The organism is Amycolatopsis sp. DG1A-15b (genome assembly GCF_030285645.1).
In the GTDB taxonomy this organism is placed as follows: domain Bacteria; phylum Actinomycetota; class Actinomycetes; order Mycobacteriales; family Pseudonocardiaceae; genus Amycolatopsis.
The window spans coordinates 9,695,959-9,711,868 of the sequence record NZ_CP127296.1; the positions used below are offsets into that span (position 1 = coordinate 9,695,959).

General features: G+C 68.3%; 14 protein-coding genes and 2 tRNA genes. 10 read left to right on the forward strand and 6 right to left on the reverse strand.

Going from position 1 to position 15,910, the window contains the following annotated elements; genetic code table 11:
- Nucleotides 1–895 precede the first annotated feature (895 nt).
- Nucleotides 896–1,216 carry a helix-turn-helix domain-containing protein gene (locus QRY02_RS45100; protein WP_285988800.1) on the reverse strand — a complete coding sequence of 107 codons (321 nt, stop codon included), beginning with the start codon at nucleotides 1,214–1,216 and terminating at the stop codon, nucleotides 896–898.
- Nucleotides 1,217–1,587: 371 nt separating this feature from the next.
- A tRNA-Ala gene (locus QRY02_RS45105) sits at nucleotides 1,588–1,662 on the reverse strand.
- Between the two features lie 314 nt (nucleotides 1,663–1,976).
- Between QRY02_RS45105 and QRY02_RS45110 the strand changes: the two genes are divergently transcribed.
- The 4 genes from QRY02_RS45110 (at nucleotide 1,977) to QRY02_RS45125 (ending at nucleotide 4,639) form a co-directional block, all read left to right on the forward strand.
- Nucleotides 1,977–2,291: a YrhB domain-containing protein gene (locus QRY02_RS45110; RefSeq protein WP_285988801.1), complete on the forward strand. Its 315-nt coding sequence runs from the start codon at nucleotides 1,977–1,979 to the stop codon at nucleotides 2,289–2,291.
- Nucleotides 2,292–2,435: 144 nt separating this feature from the next.
- Nucleotides 2,436–3,032, forward strand: a complete 597-nt coding sequence (locus tag QRY02_RS45115) for a hypothetical protein (RefSeq protein WP_285988802.1) — start codon at nucleotides 2,436–2,438, stop codon at nucleotides 3,030–3,032.
- A gap of 356 nt (nucleotides 3,033–3,388) precedes the next feature.
- Entirely contained in the window at nucleotides 3,389–3,901 is a 513-nt protein-coding gene (locus tag QRY02_RS45120; protein ID WP_285988803.1) for a tyrosine-type recombinase/integrase, read from the forward strand.
- A 237-nt stretch (nucleotides 3,902–4,138) separates the two neighbouring features.
- Nucleotides 4,139–4,639 carry a hypothetical protein gene (locus QRY02_RS45125; protein ID WP_502874172.1) on the forward strand — a complete coding sequence of 167 codons (501 nt, stop codon included), beginning with the start codon at nucleotides 4,139–4,141 and terminating at the stop codon, nucleotides 4,637–4,639.
- Nucleotides 4,640–4,661: 22 nt separating this feature from the next.
- On the opposite strand, the gene QRY02_RS45130 is transcribed toward QRY02_RS45125, so the two are convergent.
- A tRNA-Ala gene (locus tag QRY02_RS45130) sits at nucleotides 4,662–4,734 on the reverse strand.
- Between the two features lie 269 nt (nucleotides 4,735–5,003).
- On the opposite strand from QRY02_RS45130, the gene QRY02_RS45135 reads away from it, so the two are divergent.
- The 6 genes from QRY02_RS45135 to QRY02_RS45160 all read left to right on the forward strand — a co-directional run bounded on the left by QRY02_RS45135 (nucleotide 5,004) and on the right by QRY02_RS45160 (nucleotide 13,399).
- Entirely contained in the window at nucleotides 5,004–7,184 is a 2,181-nt protein-coding gene (locus QRY02_RS45135) for an RICIN domain-containing protein (RefSeq protein WP_285988804.1), read from the forward strand.
- 132 nt (nucleotides 7,185–7,316) lie between these two features.
- Nucleotides 7,317–7,889: an HdeD family acid-resistance protein gene (locus QRY02_RS45140; protein ID WP_285988805.1), complete on the forward strand. Its 573-nt coding sequence runs from the start codon at nucleotides 7,317–7,319 to the stop codon at nucleotides 7,887–7,889.
- A 9-nt stretch (nucleotides 7,890–7,898) separates the two neighbouring features.
- Nucleotides 7,899–8,825 carry a ribonuclease Z gene (locus QRY02_RS45145; RefSeq protein ID WP_285988806.1) on the forward strand — a complete coding sequence of 309 codons (927 nt, stop codon included), beginning with the start codon at nucleotides 7,899–7,901 and terminating at the stop codon, nucleotides 8,823–8,825.
- 10 nt (nucleotides 8,826–8,835) lie between these two features.
- Nucleotides 8,836–10,488: a response regulator gene (locus QRY02_RS45150; RefSeq protein WP_285988807.1), complete on the forward strand. Its 1,653-nt coding sequence runs from the start codon at nucleotides 8,836–8,838 to the stop codon at nucleotides 10,486–10,488.
- Nucleotides 10,485–11,906 carry an ATP-binding protein gene (locus tag QRY02_RS45155; protein ID WP_285988808.1) on the forward strand — a complete coding sequence of 474 codons (1,422 nt, stop codon included), beginning with the start codon at nucleotides 10,485–10,487 and terminating at the stop codon, nucleotides 11,904–11,906. Before QRY02_RS45150 ends, QRY02_RS45155 begins: the two co-directional genes overlap by 4 nt.
- A complete protein-coding gene (locus QRY02_RS45160; RefSeq protein WP_285988809.1) occupies nucleotides 11,906–13,399 on the forward strand; it encodes a carboxylesterase/lipase family protein in 1,494 nt (497 codons plus the stop codon). The genes QRY02_RS45155 and QRY02_RS45160 overlap by 1 nt, the downstream gene beginning before the upstream one ends.
- A gap of 118 nt (nucleotides 13,400–13,517) precedes the next feature.
- On the opposite strand, the gene QRY02_RS45165 is transcribed toward QRY02_RS45160, so the two are convergent.
- The 3 genes from QRY02_RS45165 to QRY02_RS45175 all read right to left on the reverse strand — a co-directional run bounded on the left by QRY02_RS45165 (nucleotide 13,518) and on the right by QRY02_RS45175 (nucleotide 15,880).
- Nucleotides 13,518–14,381 (reverse strand): hypothetical protein, encoded by an 864-nt coding sequence (locus QRY02_RS45165; RefSeq protein ID WP_285988810.1) that lies wholly within the window; start codon nucleotides 14,379–14,381, stop codon nucleotides 13,518–13,520.
- Between the two features lie 76 nt (nucleotides 14,382–14,457).
- On the reverse strand, nucleotides 14,458–14,712 hold the full coding sequence (locus tag QRY02_RS48775) for a hypothetical protein (protein WP_353069663.1): 255 nt from the start codon (nucleotides 14,710–14,712) through the stop codon (nucleotides 14,458–14,460).
- A 265-nt stretch (nucleotides 14,713–14,977) separates the two neighbouring features.
- Nucleotides 14,978–15,880: an ornithine cyclodeaminase family protein gene (locus QRY02_RS45175; protein ID WP_285988812.1), complete on the reverse strand. Its 903-nt coding sequence runs from the start codon at nucleotides 15,878–15,880 to the stop codon at nucleotides 14,978–14,980.
- Between the last annotated feature and the right edge of the window lie 30 nt (nucleotides 15,881–15,910).

Sequence of the window (15,910 nt, forward strand, 5' to 3'; positions counted from 1 at the left end):
ATGAAAGCGCGACGCGATCAACAACGCTGGGCTTACCGCCGCCATCGGGCACATCGGATCCAACGAATGGCAGCAATCCATGACCGCTTACTCATCAACGTTGCCGTGGCGGCAGGCCGTACCCGTTCAGGCCGTCTCCCTCTTCGATCAGGACCGATCCATCACGTAGGGTGCCGATTCGCTTACCCGACAACGAAATGTTGGTGATGCGGTCGGTTTGCGCGGTCCACTGCGGACCGGCGAGGCTGTCGTCCTTGACCGCGATGGCAGCGATGACAAAAGATGTCCGATGAAGCAAAGCACTTGCTCGTCCTCTTCGATTCCCCCACCTTCGTCGCAATTGCGACAAATCGCCACGACTGGCCCTGGCAGGATGCATGGCCAGTCCTGCGTGGCACAGACAGACTAAAACATCACTCCGCGAAACAGCGTTGTGATATCGGCCATAGTGCAAATGGCGGTTGACGGGTCTTGATGCGCCCGGTATGGGGCTTATATCGAGCCGAAATCTTCGCGCCGGTCGACCGAGGAGACTCAGATGCATGCGGCGAGATCCGGTTTCGTGCTGCCCTTTCAATTGTGCTGACCACGGCGCTGACCTCTGGTGCGATCGCCGTCCCGGTTGCGTCCGTGGCCACTTCGGACACCCACCCAGCGCCCGCGCAGACCACGACCTTTTTCCGCTGCCGGCTCGGATCGGGCGAAAGTGGCACTGCTGTGGCGAGTCGGCGGCCCCGGTCCTGCTGGGGAGATGCTGATGGCGCTGGGACGGTGCTCCACAGCTCCTGCGCTGTGGTGAGGGGGTCGCGTGGTGGTGCGTGTCCAGGACCGCTCCATAGGCGACAGAGAGGATGCTGATTCGGCGAATAACCTCGGTATACGACCGGATCGGGTGCTAGCGACGAGAGAGTTGTCGGCCGGGCCGGCTCGGAGCCTGGTTCCGCTGGCTCGGTCCGCGGCGGCCGGCGGCGACGATCGCGCGGAGGTCTTCGTCGGAGAAGCGCAAATGTTTGCCGACGAAGGTGCAGGGGATGAGGCGCTGGCCGGCTTTGCGGCGGAGCCACGACTCGCCGATGGTCAGCCGTTCGGCAGCGGCGGCCGGTGTGTAGAGGAGGTGGCCTGCGTCGTCGCCGGTGGGGGAGCCGGCGGGACCGGACTGCCTCGGCAGTTCAGGCGTTACAGCGTTGGAGTGGTGAAGTGGATCGTCGGTCTTCATGGCGGCCTCAAGGTGCGCGACGGATCATGGTCGCTGCTAACTCCGTTCGACCGCGTCGGGGGAGACAGAACAGTGATGATCCACTGCCAACCGCATCGAAGCTGGTTCGGTTCGGCGGCGGAGCCTGCGGCTGACCCTGTGGCGGACCCTGTGGAGGTGCCGGCTCAGAGAGCCTTTGGTGATCCACCTGTTCGGGCGACGCTGCTGGGGCACTTTTCGTGACCCCGTTTCGCCGCCGTCGGCGCGTGCCCCAGTTTTGCCCCAGCTACTCGTCGGTGGCTGAACTTCTTCTTGGCGAAACTCACAGTTCGCCGATGCGAAAAACCGCCCTACCTGGATCTTCGGATCCGGCGGGCGGTGTTTCGTCACTGTGGAGCTAAGGGGACTCGAACCCCTGACCCCCTCACTGCCAGTGAGGGTCGATCATGGCCCTGACCTGCGGCGATGGAGAATCGCCTAGTGAAATGATGCGCTTGATCGCCGTTGCTTGCAACTGTGTGCTGTTGAGCGCAGTTGTATCAGGGGGTTTGCCCCAGCTATGCCCCAGTGAAATTGGTGAGAGGAACGCCCGCGTTCGTTTTGAACAAACGTGCGGTAGGCACAACCCGGGCTTGGAGCCGTTGAACAGAGCTCAAGTGGGGCGGTTCCGTGCAGCCGGAACCCGCACTGATGAGCTATCTCGGTCGCTCGGCCGGTCTCCGCGTGGTCGGCTGGAGTAGTCGGGACGCACCCACACGTCCTTCACCCATAGCCTGTTGCCATGGTGTCGAAGGCGTGGGTCGTCCAGGTCGTCGAGCGGCATCTGGCCGGCTGGCCGGCTGCGGGCGGGCCGAAGATGGTGATCACGGACGTCGACCCGCACCGGCTTGGCTGGGTGATCTGCAGTCAAAGCGAGGGGTATGTGCGTTCCCGGGAACTCATCGACATGGTGGTGGGCCATGGGCCGTTCTTGGTCGATGGGATGGACGGCAGCTTGCAAATGGTGCATGCGACCGCCGATCTCGAGGCTAGTGAGTGGATCGAGGACCACCGAGCGCTATCTGACCGAGCGGGTCGACGGTCCCGAGAACTATGAAGACTGGGCTGGCAAGGTCCGAACAGCAGGTATTGGCAAGAGGTGAATGACGACGCGATCGAAGAGTGGCAAAATGGAAAGATTGGCCCTGGCGGACCGATCGACTAGAATGATCTGGTCGTCGATACAGGTGGTGGAGAAATCATGAATCCGGACGAGATCCGCGCAGCTGTGCTCTATGCGCTTAATCGATTATACCTGCCCATCGCGGCCGACGACCTTTCCCTGGTCACGCGCCTCGTGAAGGGCGTCGATGTCGCCGAGGCCGACCTTGATGACCTGGCCGAGGCGGATCGAGCGGGTTTCCGTGCGGGGGATGAGAGGCCCGTGTGGATCTGCCCAGCACTCGAGTATCCAGACGGGAAGGCGAACGAGGGTTTCTTCACGAGGTCCGATTGGCCGATACAAGCGCGAATTGTCCGAGGCGGTGTTCCTTCGAAATCCAAGGATCTCTTTCTTCTGCGCCATTTATGTGACTTGGCGATGAGTGCTGACACGGGCGAGGCATTGCGCGAATCTCTTCGGGAGCGTATTGACGATCTGACCATTCACTTTACCGAGTCTCGACTCGCCGAACGGCGCGCCGAGCACAGTAAAAGCGTCGATGATCTGGAATTTTATCGTGAGTTTGCCGAGGATCTTTACGGAGAGGTGGTTCGGCAGGAACGAGAGGCGCAACGCGACGCCATCGAAGCCCTCGAGCGGCTTCCCCTGCCAGTCCGATACTTCGGAGTGAGTTGAGCTGCAGACCGGAACAGGACGCACCTCGTCGACGATTCGGGCCCGGCTGGAACGGTCACGATTCCCTGGGCAATCTCCCAATCCTCAGATGCGTGTGTCGCGGGGTAGTGGTGCCGGATGCCAAGGCCATTCCTAAGGGATGTCTCGTAATCCGCTGCCGGGCCGTCTGTGCATCTGGATGCCGGTTGGCGCCTGCATCGTCGTTGAGGGCGGACGCTGGAGATGTCTGCCCCGGGGAACTCCACCGTTGGGGTCAACGCCTCGTTGGCCTCATCCAGGTGTGGAGGTCGTTGTGGCGTGGGTGGAGCAGTGCGGCAACAGGTCGTGGCGGGTGAGGTATCGACGGCAAGCGTTCGGTGTCCGGTTTCGGTTCGCGGCGTGACGCTGCGGCCTATGCCGCCGGGTTAGGGGCGGATCGGCGTCGGCGGGTATGGATTGATCCGGTCGATAGCGCGGTCACGGTTGCCGAGTGGACAGGGCGGTGGTTCCGGTCGCTGGATCTGGATCCGCGGACGATCGAGAGCTACCGGAGTCGGCTGCGGTGTCACATCCTGCCGATGTTCGGCCACTTGCCGCTGGGTGCGATCACGGCGCTGGGTGTGACCGAGTGGGCCCGAGAGCTGGAGCGAGCTGGGTACGCCTCGTCGACGGTGAGTTCGCAACTCAACCTGTTGTCGATGTTGCTGACCGATGCGGCCGATGAGCGGTTGATCCCGTTCAATCCCGTGCGGCGGCGGAGGCGTCGTGGCCGGCGGTCACGACGGGCAGTACCGGAGAGGATCTGGGTGACGCCGCAGCAGACGGTGCGGCGTGGACCGGCTGCCGGTGGGGCGAGCTGGCCGGTCTGCATCGGGACAACGTCGATCTGAGGCGCGGCGTGCTGGTGATTGATCCGCTGGTGGGTGCGTTGCACGAGTCGGGGTCGATGCGGTGGCTGGGTCCGCCGAAGACCCCGAGCCTCGGCGCGGACGATCGCGCTGCCGCCGTTCCTGGTCGCGCTGCTGCGCGAGCATCTCGCGTGGCACCGGTATCAGTTCGTGTTCACGACGCCGAGCGGGACGTGGTTGTGGCGCTCGACGTTCTCGCGATGCGTCTTCCGTCCGGCGGTGGACGGCAGCGAGGCGTCCGGGGCGAAGGCGGGCTGTGCGGCGGTCCGGCCGGGGTTGACCTTTCACGGGCTGCGGCACAGCCACAAGACGTGGCTGATCGCCGGCGGTGCGCCGGAGATCGCGCAGGCCCGTCGGCTCGGGCATCACCTGGACAACCGGGTCGTCGAGACCTACTGCCACGTCGCCCCGGAGGTCGAGCAGCGGCTGCTGGATGATCTCGAGCGCCGCTGGCATACGGCGGCCCCGCCACCGCCGACGCCGTCACCGAGTGTGGTCGAGGGTGGGCGGGTGGCGCCGGTTGTCCCCCTCTTCGTCACGGTGGGGGTCAGCCGCCCCGACGAGCCGACAAGCAGCGGGAACAACGCCCCGACGCCGGATGAAAGGGGGCGCGGTGCCCCAGTTCTGCCCCACCAGGAGCACAAAGATCACGCTGTAAGACGATCACCGAAGATCGAACCCGGAACGCAGAAAACCCCTCCGACCAACCAGGAAGGCTGAAACGAAGGGGTTTCTTACGATGTGGAGCTAAGGGGACTCGAACCCCTGACCCCCTCACTGCCAGTGAGGTGCGCTACCAGCTGCGCCATAGCCCCGAGGCGAAGGTGAACTCCGCATCTCGTATGCCCATACATTACACCCCGCCCAGACCCCCTCAACGCGGGGGTCCCCGCAACCCCGCGGCACGATCCACAGCCCTCTGACCAGCACATTCACACCTTATTTTTAGTCCTGTATTGACGCCCCGCTGTGGCCGCCGTTACATTTTGCGCGGTTGTGACGCCGAGGTCCCCGCCCGTTACGCCGCGTCTTCAGACCGGGCACACCTCTCGATGGCGCCGCGTGTGCGGCAGAGGAGGCTTCGATGACGAGACGGCGGGTGATGACGCTGCTCGCGGCCGCGTCGGTCCTGGTCGGAAGCATGACAACGACAAGCGCGGAAGCCGCTGTTACCCCGGACGGGTGGTACACCGTTGCCGCCGCCGGTAGTGGGAAGTGTGTCGATGCCCGGGCTGCCGGTACGGCCGATGGGACCGTTGTCCAGCAGTACACCTGCAACCAGACCGCCTCGCAGCAGTGGCAGTTCCAGTCCACCGGGGACGGCTACTTCCGGATCAACGCCCGGACCAACCCGGCCGTCGCCTGGGATGTCACGAATGTCTCCACCGCCGATGGTGGGCTCGTCCAGCTCTGGACCTACTCCAGCGGGGCCAACCAGCAGTGGCAGGCCGTCGACGAGGTCGGCAACCGGTACCACTTCGTCAGCCGCAACAGCGGGAAGTGCCTCGACGTCCCGGGCGCCTCCGCCGCCGACTCCGTGCAGCTTCAGCAGTACACCTGCAACGGCACCGCCGCGCAGTCCTTCATGCTGGCCCCCGTGAACACGAGCCAGCCGGGCCAGCCGGACTTCGGGCCGAACGTCGTGATCTTCGACCCGTCCATGCCGAGCTCGACCATCCAAAGCCGGCTCAACAGCATCTATTCCCAGCAGGAACGCAACCAGTTCGGCAGCCAGCGCTACGCCGTCATGTTCAAGCCCGGCACCTACGCCAACGACGTCAACGTCGGCTTCTACACGCAGGTCCTGGGCCTCGGCCTGAGCCCCGACGCCGTCACCGTCAACGGCGCCGTGCACGTCGAGGCCGACTGGTTCCCGCCGCAGAACGCCACCCAGAACTTCTGGCGGGGCGCCGAGAACCTGTCCGTGAACCCGAACGGGGGCGCCGACCGGTGGGCCGTCTCCCAGGCCGCGCCCTACCGACGCATGCACGTCCGCGGCGACCTGCAGCTCGACGACGGCGGCTGGGCCAGCGGCGGCTGGATCTCCGACACGAAGATCGACGGCCAGGTCCGCTCCGGCTCGCAGCAGCAGTGGATCTCCCGCAACTCGCAGTTCGGCAGCTGGAACGGCTCGAACTGGAACATGGTCTTCGCCGGGGTCCAGGGCGCGCCCGCCAACACCTTCCCGTCGCCGCCCTACACGACCGTCGCGCAGACGCCGGTCGTGCGCGAAAAGCCCTTCCTCTACATCGACGGCGCCGGGAACTACCAGGTGTTCGTCCCGAGCGTGAAGACGAACGCCGCCGGCACGAGCTGGGCGAACGGCACCGCGCCGGGCACGTCGATCCCGATCGGCCAGTTCTCCATCGCCAAGCCCGGCGCCACCGCCGCGGACCTGAACGCCGCGCTCGCCGCGGGCAAGAACCTGCTGTTCACGCCCGGTGTCTACCACCTGAACCAGACGCTGCGCGTCACGCGGCCGGACACCGTCGTGCTCGGCCTCGGCATCGCCACGCTGATCCCGGACAACGGCCTCACCGCGATGACCGTGGACGACGTCGACGGCGTCAAGGTCGCCGGCCTGCTCATCGACGCCGGGACGACCAGCTCGGCCACCCTCATGCAGGTCGGCCCGGCCGGCTCGGCCGCGAACCACGCGGCGAACCCGACGTCGCTGCACGACGTCTTCTTCCGGATCGGCGGCGCCGCCGTCGGCAAGGCGGCCACCAGCCTGGTCGTCAACAGCAGCAACGTGATCGGCGACCACATGTGGATCTGGCGCGCCGATCACGCCGAGCGCAACGAGTACGTCGGCTGGACCACCAACACCGCCGACACCGGGCTCGTCGTCAACGGCAACGACGTCACGATGTACGGCCTCTTCGTCGAGCACTACCAGAAGACGCAGGTGGTCTGGAACGGCAACGGCGGCCGGACCTACTTCTTCCAGAACGAAATGCCCTACGACGTGCCGAACCAGGCGAGCTGGATGAACGGATCGACGCCGGGCTTCTCCGCCTACAAGGTCGGCCCGAACGTCACCAGTCACGAAGCCTGGGGCCTGGGCAGCTACTGCTACTTCAGCACCAACCCGTCGGTCGCCAGCGCTCACGCGTACGAGGCGCCGAACACGCCGGGTGTCCGGTTCCACGACATGGTGACCGTTTCGCTCAACTACCAGGGCACGATCACGCACGTGATCAACAACACCGGCCCGGCGACGCCGTCCGGCACCAAGGCCGTCAACCTGGTGAGTTACCCCTGAGCACCGGCGTGCGCCGTGGTGGCGGCCGCGGCGCACGCCGGTCCTTTGTGGATACGCCCGAACGGGGTGTTCCGGGAGCCGGACGGGGTAACCCTCGCGATACTGAGGTGTCCATCGATCCGGGAGCGGCAGATGACCTCGTTCGCAGCGTTCACCGTCGTCGAACCCCGCAAAGCCTGGCCGATCGCCGCCGTCCGCGGCGGGTTCGCCGTGCTCTTCGGGCTCTTCGCGCTGATCTGGCCCGGCGCCACCGTGCTCGTCCTGGCGATCCTGTACGGCGTGTACGCGATCGTCGACGGCATCGGCGGCCTGATGCAGGCGTTCCGCCCGGGCGACACCGGGCACCGGGTGGCCTACGGCGTTCTCGGCGCGCTCGGCATCGTCGCCGGGATCCTCGTCCTGGTCTGGCCGGGCATCACCGTCCTGCTGCTGGCCCTGCTGGTCGGTTTCTGGGCGATCATCACCGGCATCGCCGAGATCGCCGCGGCGATCCGGCTGCGCAAGCAGATCCAGGGCGAGGCCTTCCTCATCCTGGCCGGCGCGATCTCCCTGATCGCGGGCGTCCTCATCGTGATCAACCCGATCGCCGGCGCGTACGGCATCGCGCTGCTCGTCGGCATCTACGCCCTCATCTACGGCATCGTGCTGCTGGTGCTGGCCTTCCGGCTGCGGAAGCTGGGAACGGGCGACGCGCAAACTGAGTAACGTGCGGGAGTGTCGACCCGCGAACTGGTGGTGCTGGGCACCGCGAGCCAGGTGCCCACGCGCCACCGCAACCAGAACGGCTACCTCCTGCGCTGGGACGGCGAGGGCATCCTCTTCGACCCCGGCGAAGGCACCCAGCGGCAGATGCTGCGAGCGGGGGTGGCCGCCACGGACATCACGCGAATCTGCGTCACGCACTTCCACGGCGACCACAGCCTCGGCCTGCCCGGGGTGATCCAGCGGCTGTCGCTGGACAAGGTCGGCCACCCGGTCGACGCCCACTTCCCGGCGTCCGGCGCGCACTACTTCGAACGCATGCGGCACGCGACGGCGTTCTACGAGCAGGCCGACCTGCGGGAACACCCGATCGCCGAGGACGGCCCGATCGCCGGCGGGAAGTTCACCCTCGAGGCGCGGCGGCTGAGCCACCCCGTCGAGGCGTTCGGCTACCGGCTGACCGAGCCCGACGGCCGCACCATGCTCCCGGAGCGGCTGAAGGCATACGGCATCGCGGGCCCCGACGTCGGCCGGCTCCAGCGGGAAGGGCGCCTCGGGACGACGAAACTCGAGGACGTCAGCACGCCGAGGCCGGGCCAGCGGTTCGCGTTCGTGATGGACACCCGGCTGTGCGACGCGGTGTACGCCCTCAGCGAAAACGCCGACACACTCGTGATCGAGTCGACGTTCCTGGCCGAGGACACCGCCCTGGCGGAGGACTTCGGCCACCTGACCGCGCAGCAGGCGGCGCGCGTCGCCGCCGAGTCCGGCGTCCGGCAGCTCGTCCTGACGCACTTCTCGCAGCGCTACGCCGATCCGGAGCGCTTCGCGGCGGAGGCGCGAGCCGAGTTCGACGGCGAGATCGTCGTGGCGCAGGACCTGGAGCGGGTCCAGCTGCCGAAAAGACGTTCTTCGCCGACCGGGCGCCGCGAGCCGTAGGCTGCATCTCGTGAGCCAGCCGATCCTGATGACCGTCGACGACGATCCCGCCGTGTCCCGCTCGGTCGCCCGTGACCTGCGCCGGCGCTACGGGAAGGACTACCGCGTCATCCGTGCCGACTCCGGCATGGACGCGCTCGAAGCGCTGCGCGAGATCAAGCTGCGCGGCGACGCCGTCGCGGCGATCCTCGCCGACTACCGGATGCCGCAGATGGACGGGATCGCCTTCCTCGAGAAGGCGATGGACCTGTTCCCGCACGCCCGCCGCGCCCTGCTGACCGCCTACGCCGACACCGACGCCGCGATCCAGGCGATCAACGTCGTCGACGTCGACCACTACCTGCTCAAGCCGTGGGACCCGCCGGAGGAGAAGCTCTACCCGGTGATCGACGCGCTGGTCGAGACCTGGAAGGCGGTCGGCGACAAGCCGGTCGAGGAGGTCAAGCTCATCGGCCACCGCTACAACTCGCCCTCGTTCCACCTGCGCGACTTCCTCGCGCGCAACGCGGTCCCGTACCGCTGGTACTCGGTCGACGACGACGAGGGCTGCCGGATCCTGCAGGCCGCGGAGGCGACCGACAAGGACATCCCCGTGGTCGTCACCCCGGACGGCACCGTCCTCAAGAACCCGACCGGCGGCGAGATCGCCGACGCGGTCGGTTTGTCGACCCGGCCGGCGCAGGAGTTCTACGACCTCGTCGTGATCGGCGGCGGCCCGGCCGGCCTCGGTGCCGCGGTGTACGGCGCTTCGGAGGGCCTGCGCACGGTGCTCGTCGAGAAGAAGGCCACCGGCGGCCAGGCCGGCACGAGTTCGCGCATCGAGAACTACCTCGGCTTCCCCGACGGCGTCTCCGGCGCGCAGCTGACCGACCGGGCGCGCCGCCAGGCGCAGAAGTTCGGCGCCGAGGTCCTGACCGCCCGCGACGTCGTCGGCCTCGAAGCCCGCGGTTCGCAGCGGGTGATCACCTTCGGCGACGGCAGCGAGATCGCCGCGCACTCGGTGATCCTCGCCAGCGGCGTCAACTACCGCGCCCTGGAAGCCGACGGCATCGAGGAGCTGACCGGCCGCGGCGTCTACTACGGCTCGGCCGCGACCGAGGCGCCCGAGTGCAAGGGCGAGCACGTCTACATCGTCGGCGGCGCGAACTCCGCCGGGCAGGCCGCGGTGTTCTTCTCCAAGCACGCCAGCGACGTCACGATCCTGGTGCGCGGCGCGTCGCTGGAGTCGTCGATGTCGCACTACCTGATCGAGCAGATCGCCGGGATCGAGAACATCCACGTCCGCACGCACACCACCGTCAAGGAGGTGCACGGCGACGGCCACCTGGAGCGGCTCACGCTCTGCGAGAACGGCGTCACCGAGACGGTCGAGACCGGGCACCTGTTCATCTTCATCGGCGCGGCTCCGCGCACCGACTGGCTCGGCGACGCGATCCACCGCGACGAGCACGGCTTCGTGTGCACCGGGCCGGACCTCCTGAGCGCCGGGCAGCGGCCGGCCGGCTGGCCGCTCGACCGTGATCCGCACTACCTCGAGTCGTCGATCCCGGGCGTGTTCGTGGCCGGCGACGTGCGGTCCCAGTCGGTCAAGCGGGTGGCCTCCGCGGTCGGCGAGGGCGCGATGGCCGTGACGCTGGTACACCGGTACCTGGAGGAACAATGAGCGCACTGCCGCGGGAAGAGCTTCGCGGCCTCTTCCTGTTCGAACACCTTTCCGAGGGCCAGCTCGACTGGGTTGCCGCCAACGCCGTGCTCGAGGAGTACGAGGGCGACAGCTTCGTCATCCGCGAGGGCGACGAAGCGACCTGCTTCTACGTGATCCTGAACGGCGCCGTCCGGATGACGCGGCTGGTCAGCGGCACCGAAGTCGAGACGAACCGGTCCGACCAGCGCGGCGCCTACTTCGGCGCGACGCAGTTCTTCGTGCACCAGGACGCCGAGCACCGCTACGGCGCTTCGGTGCAGGCGCTGAGCGACCTGACGCTGCTCGCGCTGCCCGCCGCGGAGTTCTCCGTCGAGTTCCGCAGGTGGTTCCCGATGGCGACGCACCTGCTGGAGGGCATGTACCTCGGCTGGCGCAACAGCGACACGGTGATCGGCTCCCGCCGCCGCCTGCTGGCGCTCGGCGAGCTCTCGGCCGGCCTGACGCACGAGCTGAACAACCCGGCCGCGGCCGCCGTCCGGGCGACGTCCGCCCTGCGCGAACGCGTCGCCGGGATGCGGCACAAGCTCGCTTTCCTGGCCAAGAAGGACATCGACCCGGAGCTGCTCTACCAGCTCATCGACGTCCAGGAACGCCTGGTCAAGCAGGTCGTGCAGGCCGAGAAGCTGACCGCGATGCAGCAGGCCGACCGCGAGGACGAGATCGGCGACTGGTTCGACGACCACGGCATCGACGGCGGCTGGGACCTCGCCGACATCTACGTCCGGGCCGGGCTCACCACGGCCGACCTCGACAACGTCCTGGAGCAGGTCGGTGACACCTTCATGGAAGGTGCCGTCCGCTGGCTCGCCTACGCGCTCGAAACCGAGATGCTGATGGGCGAGATCGAGGACTCCACGACGCGGATCTCCGCGCTGGTCGGCAAGGCCAAGCAGTACTCGCAGATGGACCGGGCGCCGCACCAGTGGGTCGACGTCCACGACGGCCTCGACTCCACGCTCGTCATGCTCTCCGGCAAGATCGGCGGCGGCATCCGCGTCGTCAAGGAGTACGACCGCAGCCTGCCGAAGATCCCGGCGTACCCGGCCGAGCTGAACCAGGTCTGGACGAACATCATCGACAACGCCCTCGGCGCGATGAAGGGCGAGGGCACGCTGACGCTGCGGACGTGGCGCGTCGACGACCAGATCCGCGTCGAAATCGGCGACACCGGCCCGGGCATCCCCGCGGACATCAAGCCGCGGATCTTCGAGCCGTTCTTCACGACCAAGCCGGTCGGCGAGGGCACCGGGCTGGGCCTGGACATCTCGTGGAAGATCGTCGTCGAGCGGCACCAGGGCGACCTGCGCGTCGAATCGGAGCCGGGGAACACCCGGTTCGAGGTCTGCCTGCCGACGGTCGAGCAGGCCTCGCTCTGATGGCTTCCGTCCCGACGGTCACGACCGAACTCGGGGCGCTGGTCGGGCTGGCGGGTGACGGCGTCCGCGTCTGGCGCGGGATCCCGTACGCCCGCCCGCCGGTCGGTGAGCTGCGGTGGAAGGCACCGCGGCCGCCGTCGCTGTCCGGCGGCGTGCACGTCGCCACCGAGTACGGGCCGCACGCGATGCAGGCACCGGACCCGATGAACCCGTCCGCCGTGTGCGACGAGGACTGCCTGTACCTCAACGTCTGCACCCCCGAGGGCCCCGCGCCCGACGGCGGGTGGCCGGTGCTGTTCTGGCTGCACGGCGGCGGCTACCGCGTCGGCCACGGCGAACAGCTGGGGGACGGCGAGGAGTTCGCGCGGGCCGGGATCGTCGTGGTCACCATCAACTACCGGCTCGGCTCGCTCGGCTTCCTGCACCTCGGCGGGATCTTCGGCGAATCCGAAGCAGACGCCGGCGTCTGCGGTTTCCTCGACCAGGTCGAGGCCTTGAAGTGGGTGCGCCGCAACGTCTCCGCGTTCGGCGGGGATCCCGCGCGGATCACCGTCTACGGCGTCTCGGCGGGCGCGAAGAGCGTCGGGAACCTGATGGGCAGCCCGCTGGGTGCGGGGTTGTTCGCGCAGGCCATCAGCAGTTCCGGCGGCGCGGACCACGTGGCGACGCCGGAGGCCGGGACGGCGCTGGCGCGGCGCCTGCTGGACGAGGTGGGCTGCCAGGACATCGCGGCGTTGCGGTCGCTGCCGGCCAAAGAGTTCGTGGAGGCGCAGGAACGGATCCTGAGCGGGTTCCAGGCGCTGTGGCTGTGGCGCCCGACGCTGCACCCGCGCGTGCTGCCCGAGGTGCCGATCGGGCCGATCCGGCGGGGGAGCGCGGCGGGGGTTCCGCTGCTGGTCGGCTGCAACAGCAACGAAGGCAGCACGTACGCGATGATGCTCGGCGAAGAGGTCGCTTCCGCTCCGGCTGCCGATGTTCTCGCGAGCATCCTCGGCGATTCGGGTGCTTCGCGGCTTCTCGAAACGTACCTTCGGCGCGTCCCCGACCTGCGAGCCGCCCGGATCGCCGCGATGGGCGACGAGCGGTACGGCATCCCGACGCAGCGGCTCGCCGACGCGCAGTCCGCGCACGCTCCCGTTTACCGGTACCGGATCGACATCGCCGCGCCCGGCGTGCCCGAGCAGCTCGACGGCGGCCACGGCACCGAGACCACGATGGCGTGGAAGGTCCCGCTTCCCTTGGCCGCGCAGGGGACCGCCGTGAACCCGGCCCGCGAGCGGGCGGCCCTGCTCATCCACCGCTGCTGGGTGGGGTTCGTGCGCGACGGCGTCGCGTCGGCCGATGGACCCGAATGGCCGTTGTACGGCCCGGAATTGCGGCCGGTGCTGGTGTTCCGGGAGGACACGGATCTGGTGCTCGATCCGCGGGCGGACGAACGCGCGGCCTGGGGCGACGTGGAATGGGCTTCGGGGACCTGGTTCCCGGTGGCCTGATTTCCTTGCGTGGCAACGGTTTTCCGGGTGTACCCGTGTGAGTGATGTGTTCGAACGCGCGTTCGAGTAGCTTGGTCGGTGTGAGCCAATTCCGGCTCGCACCGGCGAAGGGGGAGAGCTATGGACGCGCACCGAGGTTCGGCAGGGTCAGGGTCATGGCCGCGGTGGTCAGCCAGCTCAGGAGGTCCGGCAGGGGAATGCGGGAGAGGCGCTCCGGCCATTCCTCCGCCACTGTGTGCAGCACGAGCTCGTCGTGCCGCGGCTCCACCTTCGTCAGTTTCAACCCGGGCGGGAGTTCCGGCAGGGGAAGCACGATGGGCTCGAAGCGGCGGGGCGGCCGCAGCTGCCGCCGTCCGATGTGGAGGGTCTGCGGCACGAGCACCACGCCGTCGTCCGCCACCTGCGGGCGGAGAGTCAGGTGCCCCCAGTGCGGCCGCTTGGCCCAGTGGATCCGTAGCAGCCCGCCCTCGGCCGGGGCCGCGACGATCCCGGGGCGGACTTTCGCCACCCGGTCCCGCAGCACGTCGGCGGAGACGGCGATCGCCAGCTGCACCCGCGCGGGTTTGGCGGCCGGCGTGGGCAGCGAGCGGAGGCGGACGTCTTCGGCGAGCACGGTGACGCGGCGGAGCGGGATGCTTCCGGACGCGCCACCGTCGGCGGCTTCGGGGACTGCGGCGGCTGTGGCGTTTTCGGCGTCCGGTTCCGGCCAATCGACGTCCTCGGCGACGATCCGGACGTCGCCGAGGCGTCCGGTGGCCAGCCGGAGGCTGTCGGCCGGGTAATCGAGTTCGGCGAGGGTGAAGGCGACTTCGCGGTCACCCACCTTCGCGGTCAGCCGGCGGCCGACAAGCTGTTCGGTGACGGTGCGCGCCAAGGCGGCCGGCGTGACCGGGACGTTCGGGAGCAGTGAACGCCCGGCCGCGGCCAACCCGGCCAGCTCAGGCCACGGCGACCAGCCGTCGAACCACCTGCCGTCGCTCATCCGTCCAGTGTCGCCCACGGACACCATCGGCGGCGACGGCGGGTGGTTCCGGGGTGGTCCAGCGGATCGCCGCCGGTCACCGGCCCGCGAAGCGGGCGATGATGCCGGTGATGACCAGCCAGAACACCGCGGCGAGGCCGAAGTCGAGGATCACGGCCAAGCTGGGGCTGTCGACCGGGAACAAGCCGGGCCAGAACAACGCGAGAGGAACCGCCAGTGACCTGATGAACTGGAAGAAGGCGTTCCCGGCATTCGCGCCGGCGAGCACCATGATCATGTAGAGAACTTCGATCCCCGCGAAGATCGCGCCGATCGCCGTGATGACCCGCACGGCCGTGTTGCGTCTGGTGGTGGTTCGCCAAGGAGACATGCCGCGAAATTCCCGCATCAGGTGACCGATCAAACGCTCCAAGGCCGAGATTGCGCCGTTTGGCCGCTCGCTATTGCTCTCCGGCACCGCTTCGGCACTGTTGGTGAGTGATTCGAGGGCAATGTCCGCCTTGGGCGTGGGTGAGCACCATGTGGGCAAGACGCTGCCGGGCACGAGCCACCGCTTGCAGCCAGGTCGGCGGTGACTCCCCGATCACCGGCTCGCCCTAGGGACGCACCGCCTCACCGAGCAGCCGGGCGATAGCCCAGTCCTGAATCGCGAGCCCGACGGACTTGAACACGGTCCGCCCGCTGACCGTCGGGGGCGTGCGCAGGGCCGGACCCAGCTCGGCCAGCTCAGCGCGCTCGAGAAGCCCGGTGTCGACGGCGTGGATCACCTCGCCCGCCTCCTCGAGAGCCGCGTCGATCTGATCCACCACCACGCACCCCGCGGTGGCGAGCAACTCCGCGGGAAGCTCCCGCATGGACGGCAGGTACGACCCGATCGCGTTGACGTGAACGCGTTCCGGCAAGTCATCGACTCTGAAGAGAGGGGCACGGGATGACGTAGCACAACAGACGATCTCCGCGTCGGACACCGCGTTCGGGGCACTCGAAGCCAGCCGCACCGCGACCTCCGGGAACTCGGCGCGCAACCGGTCCGCGAACGCCTGCGCTCGCAACCGGTCGCGGCCGAACACCGCCAGCCGGCGCACCGGGCGCACCGCCGCCACGGCGCGCACCTGGTCGGCGGCCTGGGCGCCGGTGCCGAGGAGAGCCAGGCGGCTCGCCCCGGGCGGGGCGAGCAAGTCCGTGGCGACGCCGGACACCGCGCCGGTGCGCAGGGTGGTGACCTCGACGGCGTCGGCGACCAGCTGGCCGTCGGCGGTGTTCCACACCAGCGTGCCCAGGATCATCGGCGTCCGGCCGGGGACCAGGTTGAGCGTCTTCACGACCGTCGTCGACGACGGTGTGTGGCAGGCGGTCATCACGAGCGTCGTGGCTCCGGCGAAGGAGAGCCGTTGCGGCACCACGAACCGGCCGGCGGCGAGGTCGAGGAATGCCTCGCGGACCGCTTCGACGGCGGCCGTCATCGGCACGGCCCTCCGGACGTCGTCGGCGTCGAGCATGCGCGGCCCCTCCGGCATCGGGTCTGCCGC